Here is a 19,618-nt window from a genome sequence, read left to right on the forward strand (position 1 = left end):
CTCAAAGGCAACGTATGAAGCCGAAGCCCTTTTATTAAAAGGGCCACATCAATATACGCCACAACGTATTTAAAGCCCGGCGGCAAGCATTAGTTATTTCTCGGCAGCGGCTGCGGGGCTGGCCGCCACTGCGGCATTGCGGAAAACGAACTCGTGCCCGAGCCGGTCGGCCTGCATCAGCAGCTGATTCTGCCGCGCCTCCTGCTCGATGCGGCCCTGCAGCAGGCTGGAGCGCTGCCGGTACATTTCCGCAAGCTCACTATTGCCGGTCAGGTGGGCGTACATGCTCGCCTGCGCGGTCAGACGCGCCTCAAGCTGGCGCAGGCCATCGCTGCGGGCAACCAGCAGCGCACGCTGGGCCGTTTCCAGCGCCTGCGCGTGCTGGCGGCGGCGGAACTGGATTTCGGCAAGGCTGCCGAGAATGTTGACTTCGCCCCAGTGGTACGGCGTATCGACGAGGACTTCCAGCGCCATCTCCAGCAGATTCTGCGCTTCATCCAGATCGTTGTGGGCGTGCATGGCCAGCTCGGCCTGTCGCATGAGCGTTTCGGCTTCATGGTGCGGAAAGTGATATTCGCGACAGATGCCGAGGCTTTCATCCAGCAGCCACTGCGCTTCGGCAAACTCCGAGAGCCGGATGAGGTTGGTCGCCAGATTGATCTTGATGGCGGCAGCCAGGTAGGGATCGCGCACCTGCCCGACCAGGCCATCGGCAAGCCGGTGCAATTCGGCGGCACGCGCGAACTGGCCAAACGCATCACAGATCTGCCCCAGTCCCATCAGTGATTGCACCTGGCACAGCAGCAAATCGGATCTGGCTTCCGACAGCCGCAGGCTGCGCTCCCAGGCAGCGAGCGCCTGCGTGTAGAGGCCACGCGTATAGTTGCAGCGGCCGATCTGCTCCAGCAGCGAAGCCTCATACGAGGCCAGACCTGGCTCGCCGACCAGCCCCAGCGCCTCTTCCAGCATGGTCAGCGCCAGCCCGGTTTCACCCATCTGGTCTTCGATATAGGAGAGCTTGAGCGCGGCCTGGATGAAGCAGGCCGGGTCGCTGCGCGCCGTTCCCAGCAGGCGCACGCAGAGATCCCGCGCCTCGGCAGGCTGGACAAACAGGATCTCGTCGATGGCACGCAGGCGCGCCGCGTGTTCGGGACTGGGTAGCGTCATCATGTGCAGGCCCGCTGGCAATCAATCATGACAGCATGACACATCCTGCACCTTATTGCCTGCACCGGCCCGCGTCCTGTTGCCCGCAGGCGGCAGCGGCCTGCCTGCGGAATATCCTGATGCCAGGCCGGGTCCGGCCGTTTACACTGCAGGCATGGATTCTGCCGCCTTTTTCTCAGCCTTCATCCTGCTGCTGATGGTCACCGACCCCTTTGGCGGCATTCCGCTGTTCGTGTCACTGATGAAGCAGGTGCCACGCGAGCGGCGGCTGCGCATGATCGCCCGCGAGGTGAGCGTCGCCTTTCTGGTGCTGGTGACCTTCATGCTGTTTGGCGGCAAATTTCTTGCCATCATGCACCTCTCGCAGACTTCGCTCGGCATTGCCGGCGGCGTCATCCTCTTCCTGATCGCGCTGCGCATGGTCTTCCCGCGCCCGGAAGGCGTGTTCGGCGACACGCACGGTGGCGAGCCCTATATCGTGCCGCTGGCGATACCGCTGCTCGCCGGCCCCTCGGCACTTGCCACCGTGCTGCTGCTGGTGGCGCGCAGCCCCGAGAAAGTCTGGTACTGGGTCGCGGCGCTGTTTCTCACCATGCTGGTCTGCGCACTCACACTGGCCTTCTGCGAAAAGATCAGCCGCGTGCTGGGCGAGCACGTCACCACCGCCTTCGAGCGGCTGATGGGGCTGATCCTCACCGCGATTGCCGTGCAGATGCTGCTTGACGGTATCCGCGAGTGGCTGCTGGCACTGCACTGATACCCACCACCCCATATTGCCACAGCCATTCATTGAAAATGGTTATGAGCACATACCCAGACTATTCACGCCACATCATCCGCCTTCCCGGTCAGAGTGGCGCACGCGGGGCATGATTCTGGCGCAGACAAGGCCGCGCTGTTTGACGCGGGGCAAGCTGGCCGGCAGGCTGCGCGCTACAATGCGTCAGGAATGAGGCAGCGCCGCTGCCTGGCAGGCTGCTGAAATCAGCCTGTGCTCCGTTTTCCCTGGCCACGCCGGGGGGAATGCCTGAAACGCCAAGGGGGCAGGTTTTCCGGTTTTTTGCATTGGGCGCGTGCTGCGGGGTTTGCCCGTGGCAGGCGGCCTGCAGATGAAATCGGCTTGCCACTACCCAGCCAGCTCACGCCATGAGGACTCGCATGAATCAGAACGAACTGAAAGAAGCCGTCGGCCGCGCCGCCATTCAATTTGTACCCGACAACTGCATCGTCGGCGTGGGTACCGGCTCGACCGCCAATTATTTCATTGATGCGCTGGGCGAGATCAAGGGCCGCATCCAGGGCGCCGTGTCCTCGTCGGAAGCCAGCATCGCCCGTCTGAAAAAGCACGGCATTCCCGTTTTCGACCTCAATGCCGTCGACAACATCCCGGTTTACGTGGATGGCGCCGATGAAATCAACCACCAGCTGCAGATGATCAAGGGCGGTGGTGCCGCGCTGACGCGCGAAAAAATCGTCGCGGCCGTGGCCGAACAGTTCATCTGCATCTGCGACGAATCCAAGCTCGTCGACGTGCTGGGCAAATTCCCGCTGCCGGTGGAAGTGATTCCGATGGCGCGCTCCCACGTTGCCCGCCAGCTGGTGAAGCTCGGAGGCCACCCGGTTTACCGCGAAGGCGTTGTAACCGACAACGGCAACGTGATCCTTGACGTGCACGGCCTGCAAATCACTGAAGCCAACAAGCTGGAAAGCGCAATCAATGAAATCGTCGGCGTCGTCACCAACGGCATCTTCGCGCACCGCCGCGCCGATGTCCTGCTGCTGGGCACCGCCAGCGGCGTGAAAACGCTGAAGTAATCAGCATCCGGCAAGCCGGTGCGGTGCCGGCTACAATCACGACAACGGGGGCCTGGCCCCCGTTGCTGCGCATGGATTTCGGAACTTGCAACACGATTGAAACAAAAACCTGCTATTTTTGCGCCTTTACTGCTTTACTGGCAGCCTGCTTGTGCGCGTTCCCGCGTGTTCGAGCCGGCATGATGGCAAAACAGAACCGCTGCGCGCCTGACCTTCCCGGGCCACGCGCCGAAACCCGAATTCATTTTTCATCAGCCTGTTAATCCTGCTGGAGAACCGCACATGGCCGAACACATTTCCAAACAATTTGACGCCGAGCTGGAAGCCATCCGCTCGCAGGTCCTCGGCATGGCCGGCCTCGTCGAACAGCAGGTGCGCCAGGCGATGGAAGCCCTCGCCTCTGCCGACACCGCCATCATCAACCACGTCATCGAGCAGGAAGACCAGGTCAACGCCATGCACACCAAGCTGGACGACATGTGCGTGCACATGATCGCCCGTCGCCAGCCGGCCGCCAGCGACCTGCGTCTGGTGATGGCAGTGATCAAATCGGTGGAAGACCTGGAACGCATCGGCGACAAGGCCGCCCGCATCTGCCAGCGCGCCAAGACGATTTTCGAAGGCGGCAAGATGCAGGTGCCGCGCCTGAACGACCTGAACCACATCGCCGACCACGCGCTCGACATGCTGGCGCAAGCGCTCGACGCCTTTGCCCGCCTTGACGCGGTTACCGCCAGCGAAGTCAAGCGCATGGACAGCCAGCTCGACACCGAATACCGCGCGCTGCAGCGCCAGCTGATCACCTTCATGATGGAAGACCCGCGCACCATCACGCTGATGCTCGACATTCTGTGGATCGCCAAGGCCATCGAGCGTATCGGCGATCTGTCGGTCAGCGTGGCCGAGCAGGTCATCTATCTGGTCAAGGGGCAGGATGTGCGCCACAAGAGTCAGGAAGAAGTCGACGAGGTCGCGCAAGGCACGCGCTGATCCGCTGCATCCGCACACAGAAAACCCGGCTCAGGAAACTGGCCGGGTTTTGTTTTGCGCACGCCGCTCAGGCGCTTTGCTTCCCCAGTTGCTCCAGCAGCCGTTGCGCATCCGCCTGCAGATCGCTGGCATTCGGGCGAAATACAAAGGATCCGGCACGCGCCAGACCGGGATACAGGCCATGGCTGCTGCGCAGGTAGGCGGGGTCGTAATGCAGCTCGATCAGCTCGCGAAAAAGCGTGGCCCGCTCACCGGCATCGATCAGCGCCTCCCAGCGCGCCAGCGTCTGCCGGCCATAGGTGGCCGCCAGAAAGCCCAGCAGCTTCTTGAGCCGCTCCGGCTCGGCAAAGAGCCCTGCATAATCCGTGCACAGAAAATCGACGCGGTCATCCAGCTCTGCTTCGACACGGATGCATGGCGCACTTGATAGCGCCTGCATCAGTGCCGCGGGCAGCTGCAGCTGGCCGATCTTCTTGCTCTCCGCCTCGACAAATACCGGCCGCTCCGGCGTGAAACCGGCGAGCACCTGCAGCAACTCGCTGTCAAAGCGTTTCTGGCTGGGCTGCACTTCGCCGGGCAGCGCGCCAAGCAGCGAGCCGCGATGCCGGGCCAGTGCCTCCAGATCGAGTACCTGCGCACCACAGCGCGCCAGCGCATGCAGCAGGCGCGTCTTGCCGCAACCGGTCAACCCGGCCAGCACGCGATAATCGAATTGCCCCGGCATGCCGTCGAGGCGGGCCAGCACCTGATGGCGGTAAGCCTTGTAGCCACCGTCGAGCTGACGCGCCTTCCAGCCGATCAGGTTGAACCATGCCGTCATCGACCCTGATCGCTTGCCGCCGCGCCAGCAATAGATCAGGGGCTTCCAGTTGATCGGCTTGTCGGCAAAGGTGGTTTGCAGATGCCGCGCAATATTCTGCGCCACCAGTGCCGCGCCCAGCTTCGTCGCCTCGAAGGGCGACACCTGCTTGTACATCGTGCCGACGACAACCCGCTCCTCATTGCTGAGCACCGGTGCATTGATGGCGCTGGGGATATGGTCTTCGGCATATTCCAGTGGCGTGCGCACGTCGATGATGCAGTCGAAGCGGTCAATCTCGTCCAGGGTAGCCAGCTGATTTTTCATGGGGCGCCAAACGTCGGATAATGCCCCCATTGTAAACGAGGGGACTTCCATGGAAACCATCCGTCTGACCCGGCTTTCCCACGGCGGCGGCTGCGGCTGCAAGATCGCCCCGGCGGTCCTGGCCGACATGCTGAAAAGCATGCCGCAAATGCAGGCCTTTCCCGATCTGCTGGTCGGCACCGAGACCGCCGACGATGCCGCGGTCTACCGCTTGAACGATGAGCAGGCGCTGGTCGCCACGACTGACTTCTTCATGCCCATCGTTGACGACCCCTTCGATTTTGGCCGCATCGCCGCGACCAATGCGATTTCGGATATTTATGCCATGGGGGGTACCCCCATCATGGCCCTTGCCATTGTTGGGATGCCGGTCAATACCCTTCCAATGGAAGCCATCCAGCAGATTCTGGCCGGTGGTGCCAGTGTGTGTGCAGCCGCCGGCATTCCTGTGGCGGGCGGGCATTCAATCGACTCCCCCGAGCCGATCTACGGCCTTGTCGCGCTGGGTCTGGTGCACCCGGATCAGGTGAAGCGCAACAGCCAGGCGCAGGCAGGCGACGTGCTGGTGCTTGGCAAACCACTCGGCATCGGCATCCTCGGCAGCGCCATGAAACAAGGCGCGCTGGACGCAGACGGCTACCGCCAGCTGATCGACACCACCACCCAGCTCAACCGCATCGGCAGCGAGCTGGCGGGGCTGGATGGCGTGCATGCGCTGACCGACGTCACCGGCTTCGGCCTGCTTGGCCATCTGCTTGAACTCTGCCGTGGCGCAGGCCTCGGTGCCACGCTGAGCGCCAGCCAGCTCCCCGTACTGCCCGCGGCCATCGCCCTTGCACAGCAGGGCATCGGGCCGGGTGCCATCGGTCGCAATCTGGCAAGCTTCGGCGCGGACGTGCAATTTGCCGAACAAGTGCCCGACTGGCAGCGCCGCATCATGGCCGATGCCCAGACCAGCGGCGGCCTGCTGGCTGCCGTCGCACCGGAGTGTGTCGAAGACGTGCTGGCACGCTTTCACGCGCAGGGCTTTGCCGCGGCTCGCGTGGTCGGGCGGATGCAGGCCGGCGCGCCGGTCATCGCCGTTACGGAATAAGGATCAGGAAACCATGAGCAACGATTTCGCCAGCACCGCCCTGGTGTTCAACCACGACGGCCTCGGCCACGCCGATGAGGCGCTGCGCCACAAACTCGCCAGCAACTACCTGCGCACGCTGCTGGAACTCGGCCAGCTGCCGCAGGCGATCCTGTTCTATGCTGGCGGCGTCAAGCTCGTCGCCCACGGCTCGCCCTGCCTGGCCGAGCTGACCGAACTTGCCGCCGCTGGCGTTCCCGTCATCGCCTGCCGCACCTGTCTGGATTTCTACGGCTTGATGGATCAGGTTGCTGCCGGTGAAATCGGCAATATGCTGCGCATCGTCGAAGCGCAGGCGCAGGCCGCGAAGGTGATTACGCTGTAGCCTGCCGGTTCAATGCGGCATGCCGAGTGCCAAAGCCAGCGGCACGAACACTAGCGAGAGCAGCGTGCCGGCAACGACGATGGCAGCAACCAGCTCCGGGTCCTGCCGGTACTGCTCGGCAAACAGGTAATTGAGCACCGCCGGCGGCAAGGCGCCGTAGAGCAGCAGGATGCCGGCCTGCGCAGCTGGCAGCGGCCAGAGTCTGAGCAGCAGCCAGGCCAGCGCCAGCCCGATCGCCGGACACATCAGGCCAGCCAGCAGGCCATCGCGCCAGCGCGTGACGCGAAACTGCGCCATCCGCACCCCCAGCGCAAACAGCATCAAGGGTATTGCCATGGAGCCAAGCATTTCCATAGGCTTGAATACCCATATCGGCATGGGTATATGCAGATACTGCACCAGCAAGCCGGCGAGCAGCGCCCACACCATCGGCACATTCAGCAGCGCATGCAGCGGGGCCTTGCGATCAAACAGCCGCACGCCAACGGTAAAGTGCAGCAGGTTCAGGTAGACAAACACCACCACCGCCGCCGGAAACTCGGTCGGGCCGAAGGCAAACAGCCACAGCGGCAAGCCCATGTTGCCGGTATTGGTAAACATCTGCGGCACGGCAAACGCCGCCGCGTTCAGACCAAGCCGCCGCGCCACCAGCCAGGCCGCCAGCCCGCCACCAAAGGTAATCAGCGTCACCGCCAGCAGCAGCGGCAGATAGTCGCCCCAGGCCACGCTGCGCTGTGTCATCGCGGTGAACACCAGCAAGGGTGACAGCAACTCGACATTCAGGCGGTTCAGGGCAGTGAGGTCCACCGCGCGAAAGCGCGCATAGACCCAGCCGATCAGCGCAATCAGCAGCACGGGCGCGATGATGGAAAAGATGGCGTAGAACATGGGCAGCCAGATCGCGGAAGATGAGCCGGAACACCATAGCACGCGCCTCCGGCGCTTTTTGTGACGCTTCGCACGCCATCACGCCTCGCCGCTTGCCGGCACTGTCAGTGCAATAGTAGTCTGCCCGCTCCACCCGCCATTCTGCGACGCACCATGCCTTCTTTCCGTTTCCCCGGCCCCTGGCAGACGCTGCTGCTGCTTTTGCTGCTGCTCGGCACGCCAGTCGCGGCCTTTTTCATCAACGCGCAATTCGACGAGCCGCTGGACAGCGCTACCCAGCAATGGCTGGGTTGGCAGCTGCCCGCCGTCGCCACAAAGGATAATGGCTATCTCGATCTGGTCGCGCTCGACGCCAATGTGCCCGAGCGCCTGGCAGTGGCCGCTGCCGTGCAAGCAAGATTTGCCGAGATCGCCAGCCAGCCCGGCGGCAATCACGCGAAACAGTACGAAGCGGCGCTGAAAACGCTGAACCTCAAACCACGCACCCTACCCTTGCCGGAAGGGCTATGTGGCAACAAGGCACCCAGCTGCCTGCCGGAGCTGCGCCAGCATGCGGCAATGCTCGCCAGCCTGCGCGAACGCGAAAAGGACGCACTGCAGCGCTATCAGGACATGTTGCTGAGCCCGGCCTACGCCGAGCTGCTGCCGGCGGACGTCACCGCGCCCATTCCCCGCTACACGTCAGCGCTGCAGCTCAACGTGCTGCACTCCAGCCAGATCAGCGACGCAGCCGAAGCAGGAAACTTTGCCGGGGCGCTGGCGCTCTGGTATGCCGAGCGGCAATTCTGGCTGCGCGCCGCACACGGCTCGCGCACGCTGATCAATCTGATGGTGACCACCGCCATGCTCCAGCGCAGCAACCGCCTGCTGGGCGAACTGCTGGCTGCACATCCGCAGCTCAAGCGCGCCGATCTGACTGCCACGCGACAGTCCCTGGAAAACAGCAGGCAACTGCAACACTTGCTGGGACAAGTGACACTGGGCGAATTCCAGTGGTTTGCCTACGCCATCCGTCATCCCGATCTGGACACCCTGCCAGATGCAGAGCGGAAAAAACTGGATGTCGCGCTGATGAGCACACTGAAGCCGCATGCAACGCTGAATCTCGGGCGACAGGAATACCAGCAGCACCTGCGGACACTCGGCATCCCCCTGCCCGCAGGCATCGCGGCAGGCGACCTGCCGGAAAAGCCCGTCTGCGCAGACGGGGGATCGATCCTGCATTTTGACAATCCGGCCGGCAAGATGCTGGCCTGCATGGCACCACCGGATTTCAGCAGTTACCGTGACCGGCTGGCCACCATCGAAAAGGACAGCCAGACCCTGCTGAACCGGCTGCAGGCACAATAAATCCGTGTCGTTAAACAACAAAGCCTCCTTGCGGAGGCTTTGTTGTTTCCTGCAAATCATCGGGCATGCGCCACGGCGGGATCAGTCACCGAGCTGCGCCAGCAGCTCGGCCTGCTGCTCGTTGATCAGCGCCTGGGTCAGCTCGTCCAGATCGCCGTCCATGATGAAGTCGAGCTTGTAGAGCGTCAGGTTGATGCGGTGATCGGTCATCCGGCCCTGAGGGAAGTTGTAGGTGCGGATGCGCTCGGAGCGGTCGCCCGAGCCGATCAGGCTCTTGCGCTCGGCGGCTTCCTTGGCCTGGATTTCGCGCAGCTGCGCATCCTTGATGCGCGCGGCAAGCACGGCCAGCGCGCGCGCCTTGTTCTTGTGCTGGCTGCGGTCGTCCTGGCACTCGACCACGATGCCGGTCGGCAAATGAACGACTCGCACGGCCGAATCGGTCTTGTTGATGTGCTGGCCACCCGCGCCGGACGCGCGGAAGGTGTCGATGCGCAGGTCCGCCGGATTGATGTCCACCTCGCCCACCTCATCGGCTTCCGGCATCACGGCAACGGTACACGCGGACGTATGGATGCGGCCCTGCGTTTCCGTCACCGGCACGCGCTGCACGCGGTGCCCGCCCGATTCGAACTTGAGCCGCGAGTAGGCGCCGAAACCGGCGATGCGCGCGATGATTTCCTTGTAGCCACCCAGATCGGATTCGTTGGCCGACATGATCTCGACCTGCCAGCGGTTGCGCTCGGCGTAGCGCGAATACATGCGGAACAGGTCGGCGGCAAACAGCGCCGATTCGTCGCCGCCGGTGCCGGCGCGGATTTCCAGAAAGATGTTGCGCTCGTCGTTGGGGTCTTTCGGCAGCAGCGCCTTCTGCAGCTCGATGTCGAGCTCCTCGATGCGCGTCTTGCCGGCCGCGATCTCTTCTTCGGCCATGTCCTTCATGTCCGGGTCGGCGAGCAATTCCTGCGCGGTGGCGAGGTCGGCTTCAACCTGGCGGAACTGGTGATACAGCTCGACCACGGGGGTCAGCTCCGCATGCTCGCGCGTGAGCTTGCGATACTGATCCATGTCGCGCGTGGCGTCTTCGCTGGACAGGAGCATACCGACTTCTTCAAGACGGTCGGCAAGCTGGGCCAATTTGGCGGCAATACTGGGTTTCATGTTTTCTTCAGCCTTCAAAACCGCGACGCAGAGACGTCGTGGCACAGGGATTCAATGCAGGAGCATGCTCGCTCCTGCAGCATATTCAAATAGCCCGGCAGCTAATCCGGCTCATGCAGGCGGTATAGCCGCCGCACGGCTTCAACCAGCTCGGCTTGCTGCTCGCCCTGCGTGGCATTGAGCGCCGCGAGCGGGGCGTGCAGGAATTTGTTGCCCATCTGGCGTGCGAGTTCTTCCAGCACCAGCTCGGGGTCGCTTCCCGATGCCAGCTGCTTTTTCGCACGCTCCAGCTCCTTGCGCTGGATGCGCTCCGCGTGGTCGCGCAGTTCGCGGATCGTCGGTACCAGCGCGCGGCTGGCGAGCCACTGGCTGAATTCCTCAATGCGCTCCTGCACCATGCCCTCGGCAACGGCCGCTTCGCTCTGGCGCGATTCCAGCCCTTCCCGCACCACCTCACTCAGATCATCGACCGTGAAGAGGTACACGTCTTCCAGCTTGCTGACTTCCTGCTCGACATCGCGCGGCACGGCCAGGTCGACCATGAAGACCGGGCGGTGTCTCCGCGCCTTGATCGCGCGCTCCATCATGCCCTTGCCGACGATTGGCAGCGACGAGGCGGTCGAGGTAATCACGATGTCAAATTCGGCAATGCGTGCGGGCAACTCGGACAGCAGCATCGCTTCGCCGCCCAGTGTGGCGGCCAGTTTCTCGCCGCGCTCCAGTGTGCGGTTGGCCACCGCAATGGCGCGCGGCTTCTGCGCGTGCATGTGCGTGGCACACAGCTCGATCATTTCGCCGGCGCCGATGAAGAGCACCTTGCATTCGGACACCGAGGGGAAAATCCGCTCGGCCAGCCTGACTGTCGCCGCCGCCATCGACACCGATGCGGCACCGATGCGCGTCTGCGAGCGCACGTCCTTGGCTACGCCAAAGGCGCGCTGGAACAGGCCATTGAGCAGCAGCCCCAGCGAGCCGGCATCACGCGCGGTGCGCTCGGCATCTTTCAGCTGACCGAGAATCTGCGTTTCCCCCAGCACCATCGAATCCAGCCCGCAGGCGACACGATAGGCATGGCGCACGGCGTCCGGCCCTTCGTGCAGATAGAGGTAGCCGTCGAGCTCGGCCGGCTGGCGATGCCGCAGCCTGGCCAGCCAGTCGACCAGCACCTCGCCATTCTCGGCATTGCAATACAGCTCGGTGCGGTTGCAGGTCGAGACAATCATCGCCTCGTGCACGCCATTACAGGAAACCAGCTGCTGCAGTGCGCCACCCAGCTCGTGCGGGCCAAAGGCCAGCAGCTCGCGCACCGCCAGCGGGGCGGTGTGGTGGTTCAGGCCCAGCACAATCAGTTTCATCAGGTGTCGCGCGATTTCAGAAGGCGGCCATTTTACCCTGAAAGCGGCCGCACAAGTGGCCAGGGCCTGTTCAAAGGCAGGCGAGCTAGTGCGATACAAGGCAAGAACAAGTGAGGAAGCGGAATTGACACGAGGTCAATGAACATTTCATGCTTGTTTTTAAGGCCGTAGCGCCGACGCACAGCCCACTTTGGACAGGCTCTTACCACCAGACCGGCTCGGCTTCGAGCGCAACGCCAAAGCGCTCCTGCACATCCGCCTGCACCGCCTGCATCAGCGCGGCCACATCCGCGCCGGTGGCGCCGCCGTGGTTGACCAGCACCAGCGCCTGTTTTTCATACATGCCGACGGGCCCGAGCCGGCGGCCTTTCCAGCCGCACTGGTCGATCAGCCAGCCGGCGGCCAGCTTGTAGCTGCCGTCCGCCTGGTGATAGGCAACCAGTGCCGGATGCTCGAGCTGCAATTGCTCGAACAGCGCCGCGCTGACCAGCGGATTCTTGAAGAAACTGCCGGCATTGCCGATCACTGCCGGGTCGGGCAGTTTGCGGCGGCGCACATTGATGACGGCCTGCGCGACACCGGCTGGCGTGCGCGGCAGCGCTGACACCTCCAGCTCGCGCTCGATATCGCCGTAGGTAGTGCGGATTTCTGCCCGCTTCGGCAGGCGGAAAACCACCTCGCCGATCAGCCAGCGACCAGCTTCCTCTTGCTTGAAAACGCTGTCGCGATAGGAAAAACGGCAGGTATGCTTGTCAAACCTTCGCGTTTCTTTGGTTGAGAGCGAATACCCTGTCAGTTCAAAAAAGCAGTCCTGCACTTCCACGCCGTAAGCACCGATATTCTGCACCGGCGCGGCACCGACCGTGCCCGGAATCAGCGACAGGTTTTCGAGGCCGCCATAGCCCTGCGCCAGCGTCCACTGCACGAAGTCGTGCCAGTTCTCGCCGCCGCCGGCTGCCACATACCAGGCCTCGTCGTCCTCGCGCACCAGGCGACGGCCGGGGATTTCCACTTTCAGCACCACGCCGGCCACATCGCCACCCAGCACCAGATTGCTGCCGCCGCCCAGCACGTAGAGCGGCAGGCCCGCCACGCGGTCATCGGCCAGCACGGCCAGCAGGTCGGCATGGCTGCGGATGCGCGCAAACCATTGCGCACTGGCCCGCACGCCCAGCGTATTGCAGGCCTGCAGGGGAAAACCGGAAAGGAGCTCAGTCATTGTGAATGCCAGTCAGGCCGCACGGGCAGCCTGCGTGTTATGAGTTGGAGTGCCGCCGCCGCACGCTCAGGGGCGGTTACCCAGATGCCAGCGCGCGCAGTACCACTTCACCTGCTCTTCGCTTGTTCCCGTCACCGGCACCAGTACGCTGCCCGTTTTCGACAGGTAGCGCGGATAGGGGCCGGGCAGCTCGACAAAGGTGTAACCCAGGCGCTGCTCGATATTCTTGCGCACGTCGTCGACCTTGCCCTTCACCAGCGCGCCGACCATGCGTACACCGGATTCGGGCAGCTCGACCCAGACCTCCAGTGTCTGGTTGCCCGCCAGCTGGGTTTTCTCGGCGTCGTACCATTCTGCCTCGCCCCAGACACGCAGGGGCTGGCCCAGATACTGGCGGAAATAGCTGCGCCAGTAGTCCGTCGACCATTCACCGCGGCACGAGAGCTGCGCTTCCATCTGGTCGCTGAAATGGCTGGGAATTTTGGCCTGCGCGGATACCGCCAGGAGCAAGGCGCAGAGCGACAAAGGCCAGCGCACGCGAGCACGCTGACCTTTGCGGGTAAAGAGGCCGGCCATTCCTGTCGGAATGGCCGGCCGTGCCTTGCAGTGCTTAACCACTATTGCGCAAACCTGCCGCGATACCGTTGATGGTGAGGTGAACGGCGTGAGCCACATCTTCGCTTTCATCGCCCGAGCGCATGCGCTTGAGCAATTCGACCTGCAGGTGATTCAGCGGATCGAGGTAAGGCAGACGGTTGGCCAGGCTGCGGGCCAGCATCGGGTTGTCGCCCAGCAGCTCGGTGTGCTCGGTGATCGCCAGTACGGCGTCAACCGCGCGCTGCCATTCATCCTTGATGCGGCTGAAGATGCGCTGCGCGAGCTGCTGGTCGTTCACCAGCTCGGAGTAGCGTGCGGCAATCGCGATGTCGGACTTGGCCAGCACCATTTCCATATTGGAAATCGAGCTGGTAAAGAAGGGCCAGGTCTTGTAGTGGTGACGCAGCGTCTTGAGGCCTTCCTCGCCATTTTCCTTCAGGTACTCGGAAATGGCGGTACCAAAACCGTACCAGCCCGGCAGCATCAGGCGGCACTGCGACCACGAGAACACCCACGGAATCGCACGCAGATCGGCGATGCTGTTGGTGGCCTTGCGAGCCGACGGGCGCGAGCCGATGTTCAGGTTCGGGATTTCACCGATCGGTGTCGATTCACGGAAATAAGTGACGAAATCGGGCGTTGCGTACACCAGATCGCGGTAGGACTGGTAGGCGCGCAGCGACAGTTTTTCCATCAGTTCGCGGCGCGGCAGCGGATCGAAATCCGGCGGACACGGCGGCGGGAAGCTGCTTTCCAGCGTGGCGGCAACGAGGATTTCCAGGTTGCGGCGGCCCACTTCACGGTCGGCATACTTCGCGGCAATCACTTCGCCCTGCTCGGTGATGCGGATCTGGCCGTTCACGGAACCGGCCGGCTGCGCCAGGATCGCGTCATAAGCCGGGCCGCCACCACGGCCAACGGTACCACCGCGACCATGGAACAGGCGCATCTTGAAGCCGGCCTTGTTGAACACGTCAACCAGCTTCAGCTCGGCCTTGTAGAGCTCCCAGTTGGAAGTCAGGTAACCGCCGTCCTTGTTGGAATCGGAATAGCCCAGCATGACTTCCTGCACGCCATCGCGGCAGGCCAGCAGCTGGCGCCACTGCGGAATGGCGAACAGCTCGGTCATGATGACATCGCTGCCGCGCAGATCGGGGATGGTCTCGAACAGCGGAATGATGTTGACCTTGCTGCGCACCTGCGGCGCCAGCGACACGAGGCCGACGTCGTTCAGCAGCACGGCGACTTCCAGAATGTCGGACACCGAATCGCAGTTGGAAATGATGTAGTTCGGCAGCACTTCCTCGCCGTACTGCGCCTGGATTTCGGCGGCAGCCTTGAGGATGTTCAGTTCCTTCTGCACATCCTCACTGTATTCGACGTCGTACGGACAGATCAGCGGGCGCGGGCTGGCCAGCTCGCGCAGCAGCACTACGCGGCGCGAACGCTCGTCGAGCGACAGGTAGTCTTCCAGACCGGCGCGATCGAACAGCTCGGCGATCATCTTCTCGTGCATGCCGGAATACTGCCGCATGTCGACGGGTGCCATGTGGAAACCGAACACGCTCACCGCGCGCTGCAGGCGGCGCAGACGGCCGGCGGCAATCTTGGCGGCGCCGTGGGCCTTCAGCGAATTGGCGATGATGGCCAGATCAGCGGCCAGCTCCTGCGGCAGCTCGTACGGCGCGGCATGCGCCACGTCATGCAGGGTGTGGTGGAAGGTGCCGATCTTGGCGGCGGTCGCGAACACGCGGGCGCGGATGGCGGAAACGGCAAGGCGGTAAGGCTCGCCACCACCCTTGCGGGCCACGTCGTCGGTCGCCTGCTCGGCCAGCTGCTGCAGCGACTGGTCAACCTGTACCAGACGCGCGGACATCGACAGTTCGTTCTCCAGCTTCTGGCATTGCTGGAAGTAGTAATCCAGCACCACGCCGGCCTGGCGCGATACGGCGTACTTCAGTACTTCAGCGGTCACAAACGGATTGCCGTCGCGATCGCCACCGATCCAGCTGCCGACGTGCATGAAATTGGGCAGTTCGACCGGCTGGCCGGACAGCTCGGACAGCTTGTCTTCCAGATCGATGTAGAGGCGCGGAATTTCGTGCAGGAAGGTATTGCGGAAATAGGTCGAGCCGTTTTCGATTTCATCCTGCACCTTCAGCTTGAAGGTACGGATTTCGCGGGTCTGCCACAGCGTCTGCATCACGCGCTCGAGCGCATCCTGATTGGCTTTCAGCTCGTCCGGCGTCATCTGCACGCGGTCACGCTCGGTCAGCAGCTCGGCCAGCGCGCGGTGGCTGTCGAGGATGGTCTTGCGCTTCACCTCGGTCGGGTGCGCGGTCATCACCGGCGCGATCAGCGTCTCGTTCAGCAGCGCCAGGATTTCGGACGCCTTGATGTTGCGCGAGGTCAGGTCATTGATCGCTGCCGCCAGGCTGCCGCGCTGCGGTGCCGAGCCCATCATCTTGTGCGCGCGTCGGCGGCGGTTGTGGTGCAGATCCTCGGCAATATTGGAGAGGTGCGAGAAATAGCTGAACGCGCGAACCAGCGAAATGGTGCTCGACAGTTCCAGCGACGACAGCGTGCGCGACAGGGCCTGGCCTGCAGCCGCATCGTGCTCGCGCACATAGCGCACGGCCATGTCGCGGATGGATTCGATCTGGTCGGAGGTCAGGGCGCCCGCCTGCTCACGGATGGTGTCAGAAAGCAGCTCAGCCAACAGGTCAAGGTCGCGCGTAAGCGGCAAGTCTTTCTCGGCAATCGGTTCGAGTACGGCCATGGCAGTCCAGTTAAGTGAATGGCAAAGTCAGACAAAAATGGCTTACATTTTAGCAGAAGAAGCTACCCTTGCTCAGCTAAATGGCGTTATTACATTTCCTTAAACTTGGCAAGAGTGCCTTTCCCGCACAGCACGGAAAGACCACACAACTCTGCCATCAGCAAAGAATAAACAGGGTATTGCCTCGGAGACAAAGAAATAAAATGCCCACAGACACATACCCCAAGCATGAAAGCAATTTCACTGCCGACATGCTTCCTGCGCCCCATGCAAAACGGCACCAGGTTGGTGCCGTTTTGCAAACGTAACGCAATGAAAACTAACGCCCCCGACCGGCTCTTCAGGTAATGACACTCACCAGATAGCCGAGGATGGCCACACCACCGCCCAGCAGCAACGCGATCAGCGCCAGCCAGTAATTGCGCTTTTTCTGTTCCCACATCAGGCCCCTGTAGCCGGCCAGCAGCAGCTCGGAAGGGTTCTGATTCAGCATCTCGCCCAGCTTGCGCGGCAGGCCCGGCAGCAGCGTCGCCCACTGTGGCGCCTCGTGCTTGAGATTGGCCAGGAGGCCGCGCCAGCCGATCTGCTCGTTCATCCAGCGCCGCAGGAAGGGATAGGCGGTTTCCCACAGATCGAGCTCCGGATCAAGCTGGCGCCCCAGTCCTTCGATATTGAGCAGGGTCTTCTGCAGCAGCACCAGCTGCGGCTGGATTTCGACATTGAAGCGGCGCGAGACCTCGAACAGGCGCAACAGCACCACGCCAAAGGAAATCTGCGCGAGCGGCTTGTTGAAGAACGGTTCGCACACCGTGCGGACAGCGGCCTCGAGTTCTTCGACGCGCGTGTCTTTGGGCACCCAGCCACATTCGATGTGGGCAGTGGCCACGCGCTTGTAGTCGCGCTCGAAAAAGGCGAGGAAATTGATCGCCAGATACTGCTTGTCGTGATCGTTCAGCGAACCGACGATGCCGAAATCCAGCGCGATATAGCGGTTGTCCGCCGCCACTAGGATATTGCCCGGGTGCATGTCGGCATGGAAAAAGCCATGACGGAACACCTGCGTGAAGAAAATCTCGACACCGAAACGGCTAAGCTTTTTCAGATCCATGCCGGCGGCGCGCAGCTCGTCGATGCGCCCGACCGGAATGCCATCCATCCATTCCAGCGTCAGAACCTGGCGCGACGTCCAGTCGTAATGCACTGCCGGCACGATCAGCTGCTCGGAGCCGACAAAATTGCGATGCAGTTGCGAGGCATTGCCTGCTTCGACCATCAGGTCGAGCTCGTCGTGCAGATAGCGGTCGAATTCCGCCACGACCTCGCGCGGCCTGAGTCGCTTGCCGTCGACAAAGAGTTTTTCCACCAGCCCGGCCATCACGCGCATCAGCGCCAGATCGGATTCGATCACCGGCAGAATGCCCGGGCGCAGCACCTTCACCGCCACCTTGCGCCCGTCCGGCAAACGCGCCGCGTGCACCTGCGCGATCGACGCCGAGGCCACCGGCGTACGGTCAAACTCGGCATACAGCTCGTCCAGCGGACGCTTCAGCTCGGCCTCGATAACGGCGACGGCGACATCGCCGGAAAAGGCCGGCACGCGATCCTGCAGCTTCGCCAGCTCGTCGGCGAGGTCCGGCGGCATCAGGTCGCGGCGGGTGGAGAGCACCTGGCCGAACTTGACGAAAATCGGCCCGAGGTCTTCCAGCGCACAGCGCAGACGCTCGCCGCGCGGGGCAGACAGATCGCGCCAGAAGCACAGGCCGCGCACCAGCCGGGACAGGCCGCGCACGCGTTCATGGCCAAGCAGGAATTCATCCAGCCCGTAGCGCACAACGACACGGGCAATTTTCAGCAAACGCAGCACCCGCATCAGTTATTGCCTTCCTGCTGTTTGACAGTGGATTCCAGCCGCTGCAGGCGCTTTTCCAGCCGCGCCATGTCGTCGCGCAGCGCATCGACCGCGGCATAATGCCGCTCGACATCGGGCTTGTTCGCCAGCATGGGCGCCTCATCACGCAGATATTCGACCCAGGCCACCAGCAGCCGCGAGCCCAGCGCGCCCGGAATGCCGCCGATCTTGCCGGCAAGCCAGACGATGCGGCGCGCAGCCACGTCGCCGACCAGCTGCGACAGGTCTTCCGCCGCATCCCAGCGCAGCTTGCCCAGCACATTGCCAAGAGCGGCACCCAGCTCGGCGTCGCCGTCCAGCAGTACCTGACGCGCCGCCGCCTGCGGGTCGGTCATGCGGGTATAGAAGAAATCCAGCGGCAGGGTAATGCTGGCCTCGGGCGTGGCATGACTGTGCGCCAGCCGGCCATCGGCCGTCACCACCAGCACGGCAGTCGTCAGCGGCACGGTGATTTTCACCGTGCGGCCGGCCAGCCCCGCCAGCTCGGCGCGCCGCTCGGGAGCATGCTTCAGCAGACGGTTGAGCGCGGTGGCGAGCAGCATCAGAATTTGGTTCCCTTGTGCAGTGCAACCACGCCGCCGGTCATGTTGTGGTAGTCGACACGGCCGAAGCCGGCGTCGAGCATCATGGTTTTCAGCGTTTCCTGATCGGGGTGCATGCGGATCGATTCGGCCAGGTACTGGTAAGAATCCGCATCGTTGGCGACCAGCTTGCCCATGAAGGGCAGCAGCTTGAACGAATACACATCGTAGGCCGGCTTCAGTGGCGCCCATACCTTCGAGAATTCCAGCACCAGCAGCCGCCCACCGGGCTTGAGCACGCGGTGCATTTCCTTGAGCGCCACATCCTTGTGCGTCATGTTGCGCAGGCCGAAGGCGACCGAAACCAGATCGAAATAGTTGTCCGGGAAGGGCAGCTTTTCGGCGTCGCATTGCGCCACCGGTACGGCAAAACCGGCATCCAGCAGGCGGTCACGACCAACGCCCAGCATGGAGCTGTTGATATCGGTGAGCCAGACCTGGCCGGATTTGCCGACCTTCCTGGCAAACGCCTTTGACAGGTCGCCCGTACCGCCGGCGATGTCGAGCACGCGGTCACCCGCTTTCGCACCACTGGTTTCGATGGTGAAGAATTTCCATGCCCGGTGCAGCCCGGCGGACATCAGGTCATTCATCACGTCATATTTCTGCGCCACGGAATGGAATACTTCGGCGACCTTGTGCGCCTTTTCCGACTCGTTGACGGTTTTGAAGCCAAAATGGGTTTGCTGGTCGCTCATGATTTGAACCTTAGGGTATACCCTTGAATGCTTTTAAAATATTTGGCCCTGGAGCAATACCCCATCAGGCATCACGTGAAGCGCCGGCAGCGGCCAGGCGCTCGAGATAGAGCTGCCAGTAGGCATCGTGCTTTGTTGCCAGCTCGTGCAGATACTCCCAGGAATACAGGCCGGAATCGTGACCATCGTCGAACACCAGCTTGACCGCGTAGTTGCCCACCGGCAACACATCGATGATTGCAACGTCACGCTTGCCGGTCTGCAGCACACCGGGGCCCACGCCATGCCCGCGCACCTCGGCCGACGGGCTGTAGACGCGCAGGAACTCGCAGGGCAAGGCATAACGGGTGCCGTCTGCATACGCCAGCACCAGCTGGCGTGACTGTGCTTCAAGGGTGATTTCTTCCGGGATAGGGGTGTCGGGAGTCAGTCCGGCCATGGTCGCAATGCTGTTTTGACAGCGGAAAATCGGGGAATGCGTAATCATACCCTGCAATACCGCCACTGTTGCAGTCCGCGTTGCACGACA

The 19,618-nt window shown here is 62.7% G+C and carries 18 protein-coding genes; 6 read left to right on the forward strand and 12 right to left on the reverse strand.

The annotated features are described in order from the left end of the window. Nucleotides 1-93: 93 nt before the first annotated feature. Nucleotides 94-1,170: a tetratricopeptide repeat protein gene (locus H559_RS0115865; protein ID WP_028453479.1), complete on the reverse strand. Its 1,077-nt coding sequence runs from the start codon at nucleotides 1,168-1,170 to the stop codon at nucleotides 94-96. Between the two features lie 151 nt (nucleotides 1,171-1,321). Here H559_RS0115865 and H559_RS0115870 point away from each other — a divergent pair, with 151 nt between their 5' ends. From H559_RS0115870 to phoU, 3 genes are all read left to right on the forward strand, one after another. Further along, nucleotides 1,322-1,924: a MarC family protein gene (locus tag H559_RS0115870; RefSeq protein ID WP_028453480.1), complete on the forward strand. Its 603-nt coding sequence runs from the start codon at nucleotides 1,322-1,324 to the stop codon at nucleotides 1,922-1,924. A 401-nt stretch (nucleotides 1,925-2,325) separates the two neighbouring features. Continuing rightward, a complete protein-coding gene (gene rpiA / locus H559_RS0115875) occupies nucleotides 2,326-2,982 on the forward strand; it encodes a ribose-5-phosphate isomerase RpiA (RefSeq protein WP_028453481.1) in 657 nt (218 codons plus the stop codon). Between the two features lie 282 nt (nucleotides 2,983-3,264). Next, complete coding sequence (phoU, locus tag H559_RS0115880; protein ID WP_028453482.1) at nucleotides 3,265-3,972, forward strand: phosphate signaling complex protein PhoU; 708 nt, start codon at nucleotides 3,265-3,267, stop codon at nucleotides 3,970-3,972. 67 nt (nucleotides 3,973-4,039) lie between these two features. On the opposite strand, the gene mnmH is transcribed toward phoU, so the two are convergent. Next, entirely contained in the window at nucleotides 4,040-5,098 is a 1,059-nt protein-coding gene (mnmH, locus tag H559_RS20805) for a tRNA 2-selenouridine(34) synthase MnmH (RefSeq protein ID WP_034641807.1), read from the reverse strand. Nucleotides 5,099-5,147: 49 nt separating this feature from the next. Between mnmH and selD the strand changes: the two genes are divergently transcribed. Together selD and yedF are read left to right on the forward strand one after the other, a co-directional pair. Then, nucleotides 5,148-6,191: a selenide, water dikinase SelD gene (gene selD / locus H559_RS0115890; RefSeq protein ID WP_051279636.1), complete on the forward strand. Its 1,044-nt coding sequence runs from the start codon at nucleotides 5,148-5,150 to the stop codon at nucleotides 6,189-6,191. A gap of 13 nt (nucleotides 6,192-6,204) precedes the next feature. After that, nucleotides 6,205-6,555, forward strand: a complete 351-nt coding sequence (gene yedF / locus H559_RS0115895; protein WP_051279638.1) for a sulfurtransferase-like selenium metabolism protein YedF — start codon at nucleotides 6,205-6,207, stop codon at nucleotides 6,553-6,555. 9 nt (nucleotides 6,556-6,564) lie between these two features. On the opposite strand, the gene H559_RS0115900 is transcribed toward yedF, so the two are convergent. Further along, a complete protein-coding gene (locus H559_RS0115900) occupies nucleotides 6,565-7,443 on the reverse strand; it encodes an AEC family transporter (protein ID WP_028453485.1) in 879 nt (292 codons plus the stop codon). A 153-nt stretch (nucleotides 7,444-7,596) separates the two neighbouring features. Between H559_RS0115900 and H559_RS0115905 the strand changes: the two genes are divergently transcribed. Continuing rightward, nucleotides 7,597-8,793 (forward strand): hypothetical protein, encoded by a 1,197-nt coding sequence (locus tag H559_RS0115905; protein ID WP_028453486.1) that lies wholly within the window; start codon nucleotides 7,597-7,599, stop codon nucleotides 8,791-8,793. Nucleotides 8,794-8,874: 81 nt separating this feature from the next. On the opposite strand, the gene prfA is transcribed toward H559_RS0115905, so the two are convergent. The 9 genes from prfA to H559_RS0115950 form a co-directional block, all read right to left on the reverse strand. Then, nucleotides 8,875-9,951, reverse strand: coding sequence for a peptide chain release factor 1 (gene prfA / locus H559_RS0115910; protein WP_028453487.1), 1,077 nt, complete (start codon nucleotides 9,949-9,951; stop codon nucleotides 8,875-8,877). A gap of 101 nt (nucleotides 9,952-10,052) precedes the next feature. Further along, nucleotides 10,053-11,306, reverse strand: a complete 1,254-nt coding sequence (gene hemA / locus H559_RS0115915; RefSeq protein ID WP_028453488.1) for a glutamyl-tRNA reductase — start codon at nucleotides 11,304-11,306, stop codon at nucleotides 10,053-10,055. Between the two features lie 202 nt (nucleotides 11,307-11,508). Continuing rightward, a complete protein-coding gene (gene murB / locus H559_RS0115920) occupies nucleotides 11,509-12,525 on the reverse strand; it encodes a UDP-N-acetylmuramate dehydrogenase (RefSeq protein WP_028453489.1) in 1,017 nt (338 codons plus the stop codon). Between the two features lie 66 nt (nucleotides 12,526-12,591). Next, complete coding sequence (locus tag H559_RS0115925; protein WP_155845465.1) at nucleotides 12,592-13,143, reverse strand: hypothetical protein; 552 nt, start codon at nucleotides 13,141-13,143, stop codon at nucleotides 12,592-12,594. After that, nucleotides 13,136-15,901 carry a phosphoenolpyruvate carboxylase gene (gene ppc, locus H559_RS0115930; protein ID WP_028453491.1) on the reverse strand — a complete coding sequence of 922 codons (2,766 nt, stop codon included), beginning with the start codon at nucleotides 15,899-15,901 and terminating at the stop codon, nucleotides 13,136-13,138. Before ppc ends, H559_RS0115925 begins: the two co-directional genes overlap by 8 nt. 340 nt (nucleotides 15,902-16,241) lie before the next feature. Beyond that, nucleotides 16,242-17,771: a ubiquinone biosynthesis regulatory protein kinase UbiB gene (ubiB, locus tag H559_RS0115935; RefSeq protein WP_028453492.1), complete on the reverse strand. Its 1,530-nt coding sequence runs from the start codon at nucleotides 17,769-17,771 to the stop codon at nucleotides 16,242-16,244. Continuing rightward, nucleotides 17,771-18,352 carry a ubiquinone biosynthesis accessory factor UbiJ gene (locus H559_RS0115940; RefSeq protein WP_034641809.1) on the reverse strand — a complete coding sequence of 194 codons (582 nt, stop codon included), beginning with the start codon at nucleotides 18,350-18,352 and terminating at the stop codon, nucleotides 17,771-17,773. The genes ubiB and H559_RS0115940 overlap by 1 nt, the downstream gene beginning before the upstream one ends. Then, on the reverse strand, nucleotides 18,352-19,089 hold the full coding sequence (ubiE, locus tag H559_RS0115945; RefSeq protein WP_028453494.1) for a bifunctional demethylmenaquinone methyltransferase/2-methoxy-6-polyprenyl-1,4-benzoquinol methylase UbiE: 738 nt from the start codon (nucleotides 19,087-19,089) through the stop codon (nucleotides 18,352-18,354). The genes H559_RS0115940 and ubiE overlap by 1 nt, the downstream gene beginning before the upstream one ends. A gap of 64 nt (nucleotides 19,090-19,153) precedes the next feature. Continuing rightward, the gene (locus tag H559_RS0115950; protein ID WP_028453495.1) at nucleotides 19,154-19,528 is read right to left on the reverse strand and encodes a gamma-butyrobetaine hydroxylase family protein; all 375 of its coding nucleotides are present in this window, start codon (nucleotides 19,526-19,528) and stop codon (nucleotides 19,154-19,156) included. Between the last annotated feature and the right edge of the window lie 90 nt (nucleotides 19,529-19,618).

It is taken from the genome of Chitinilyticum aquatile DSM 21506 (genome assembly GCF_000430805.1).
Lineage (GTDB): Bacteria > Pseudomonadota > Gammaproteobacteria > Burkholderiales > Chitinibacteraceae > Chitinilyticum > Chitinilyticum aquatile.

Excerpts from the sequence above, each read along its gene's own strand:
- ubiE (WP_028453494.1), bottom strand. The coding sequence starts at position 19,089 with ATGAGCGACCAGCAAACCCATTTTGGCTTCAAAACCGTCAACGAGTCG.
- ubiB (WP_028453492.1), bottom strand. The coding sequence starts at position 17,771 with ATGCGGGTGCTGCGTTTGCTGAAAATTGCCCGTGTCGTTGTGCGCTAC.
- hemA (WP_028453488.1), bottom strand. The coding sequence starts at position 11,306 with ATGAAACTGATTGTGCTGGGCCTGAACCACCACACCGCCCCGCTGGCG.
- mnmH (WP_034641807.1), bottom strand. The coding sequence starts at position 5,098 with ATGAAAAATCAGCTGGCTACCCTGGACGAGATTGACCGCTTCGACTGC.
- prfA (WP_028453487.1), bottom strand. The coding sequence starts at position 9,951 with ATGAAACCCAGTATTGCCGCCAAATTGGCCCAGCTTGCCGACCGTCTT.
- rpiA (WP_028453481.1), top strand. The coding sequence starts at position 2,326 with ATGAATCAGAACGAACTGAAAGAAGCCGTCGGCCGCGCCGCCATTCAA.
- phoU (WP_028453482.1), top strand. The coding sequence starts at position 3,265 with ATGGCCGAACACATTTCCAAACAATTTGACGCCGAGCTGGAAGCCATC.
- murB (WP_028453489.1), bottom strand. The coding sequence starts at position 12,525 with ATGACTGAGCTCCTTTCCGGTTTTCCCCTGCAGGCCTGCAATACGCTG.
- H559_RS0115950 (WP_028453495.1), bottom strand. The coding sequence starts at position 19,528 with ATGGCCGGACTGACTCCCGACACCCCTATCCCGGAAGAAATCACCCTT.
- H559_RS0115900 (WP_028453485.1), bottom strand. The coding sequence starts at position 7,443 with ATGTTCTACGCCATCTTTTCCATCATCGCGCCCGTGCTGCTGATTGCG.
- selD (WP_051279636.1), top strand. The coding sequence starts at position 5,148 with ATGGAAACCATCCGTCTGACCCGGCTTTCCCACGGCGGCGGCTGCGGC.
- ppc (WP_028453491.1), bottom strand. The coding sequence starts at position 15,901 with ATGGCCGTACTCGAACCGATTGCCGAGAAAGACTTGCCGCTTACGCGC.
- yedF (WP_051279638.1), top strand. The coding sequence starts at position 6,205 with ATGAGCAACGATTTCGCCAGCACCGCCCTGGTGTTCAACCACGACGGC.
- H559_RS0115870 (WP_028453480.1), top strand. The coding sequence starts at position 1,322 with ATGGATTCTGCCGCCTTTTTCTCAGCCTTCATCCTGCTGCTGATGGTC.
- H559_RS0115865 (WP_028453479.1), bottom strand. The coding sequence starts at position 1,170 with ATGATGACGCTACCCAGTCCCGAACACGCGGCGCGCCTGCGTGCCATC.
- H559_RS0115905 (WP_028453486.1), top strand. The coding sequence starts at position 7,597 with ATGCCTTCTTTCCGTTTCCCCGGCCCCTGGCAGACGCTGCTGCTGCTT.
- H559_RS0115940 (WP_034641809.1), bottom strand. The coding sequence starts at position 18,352 with ATGCTGCTCGCCACCGCGCTCAACCGTCTGCTGAAGCATGCTCCCGAG.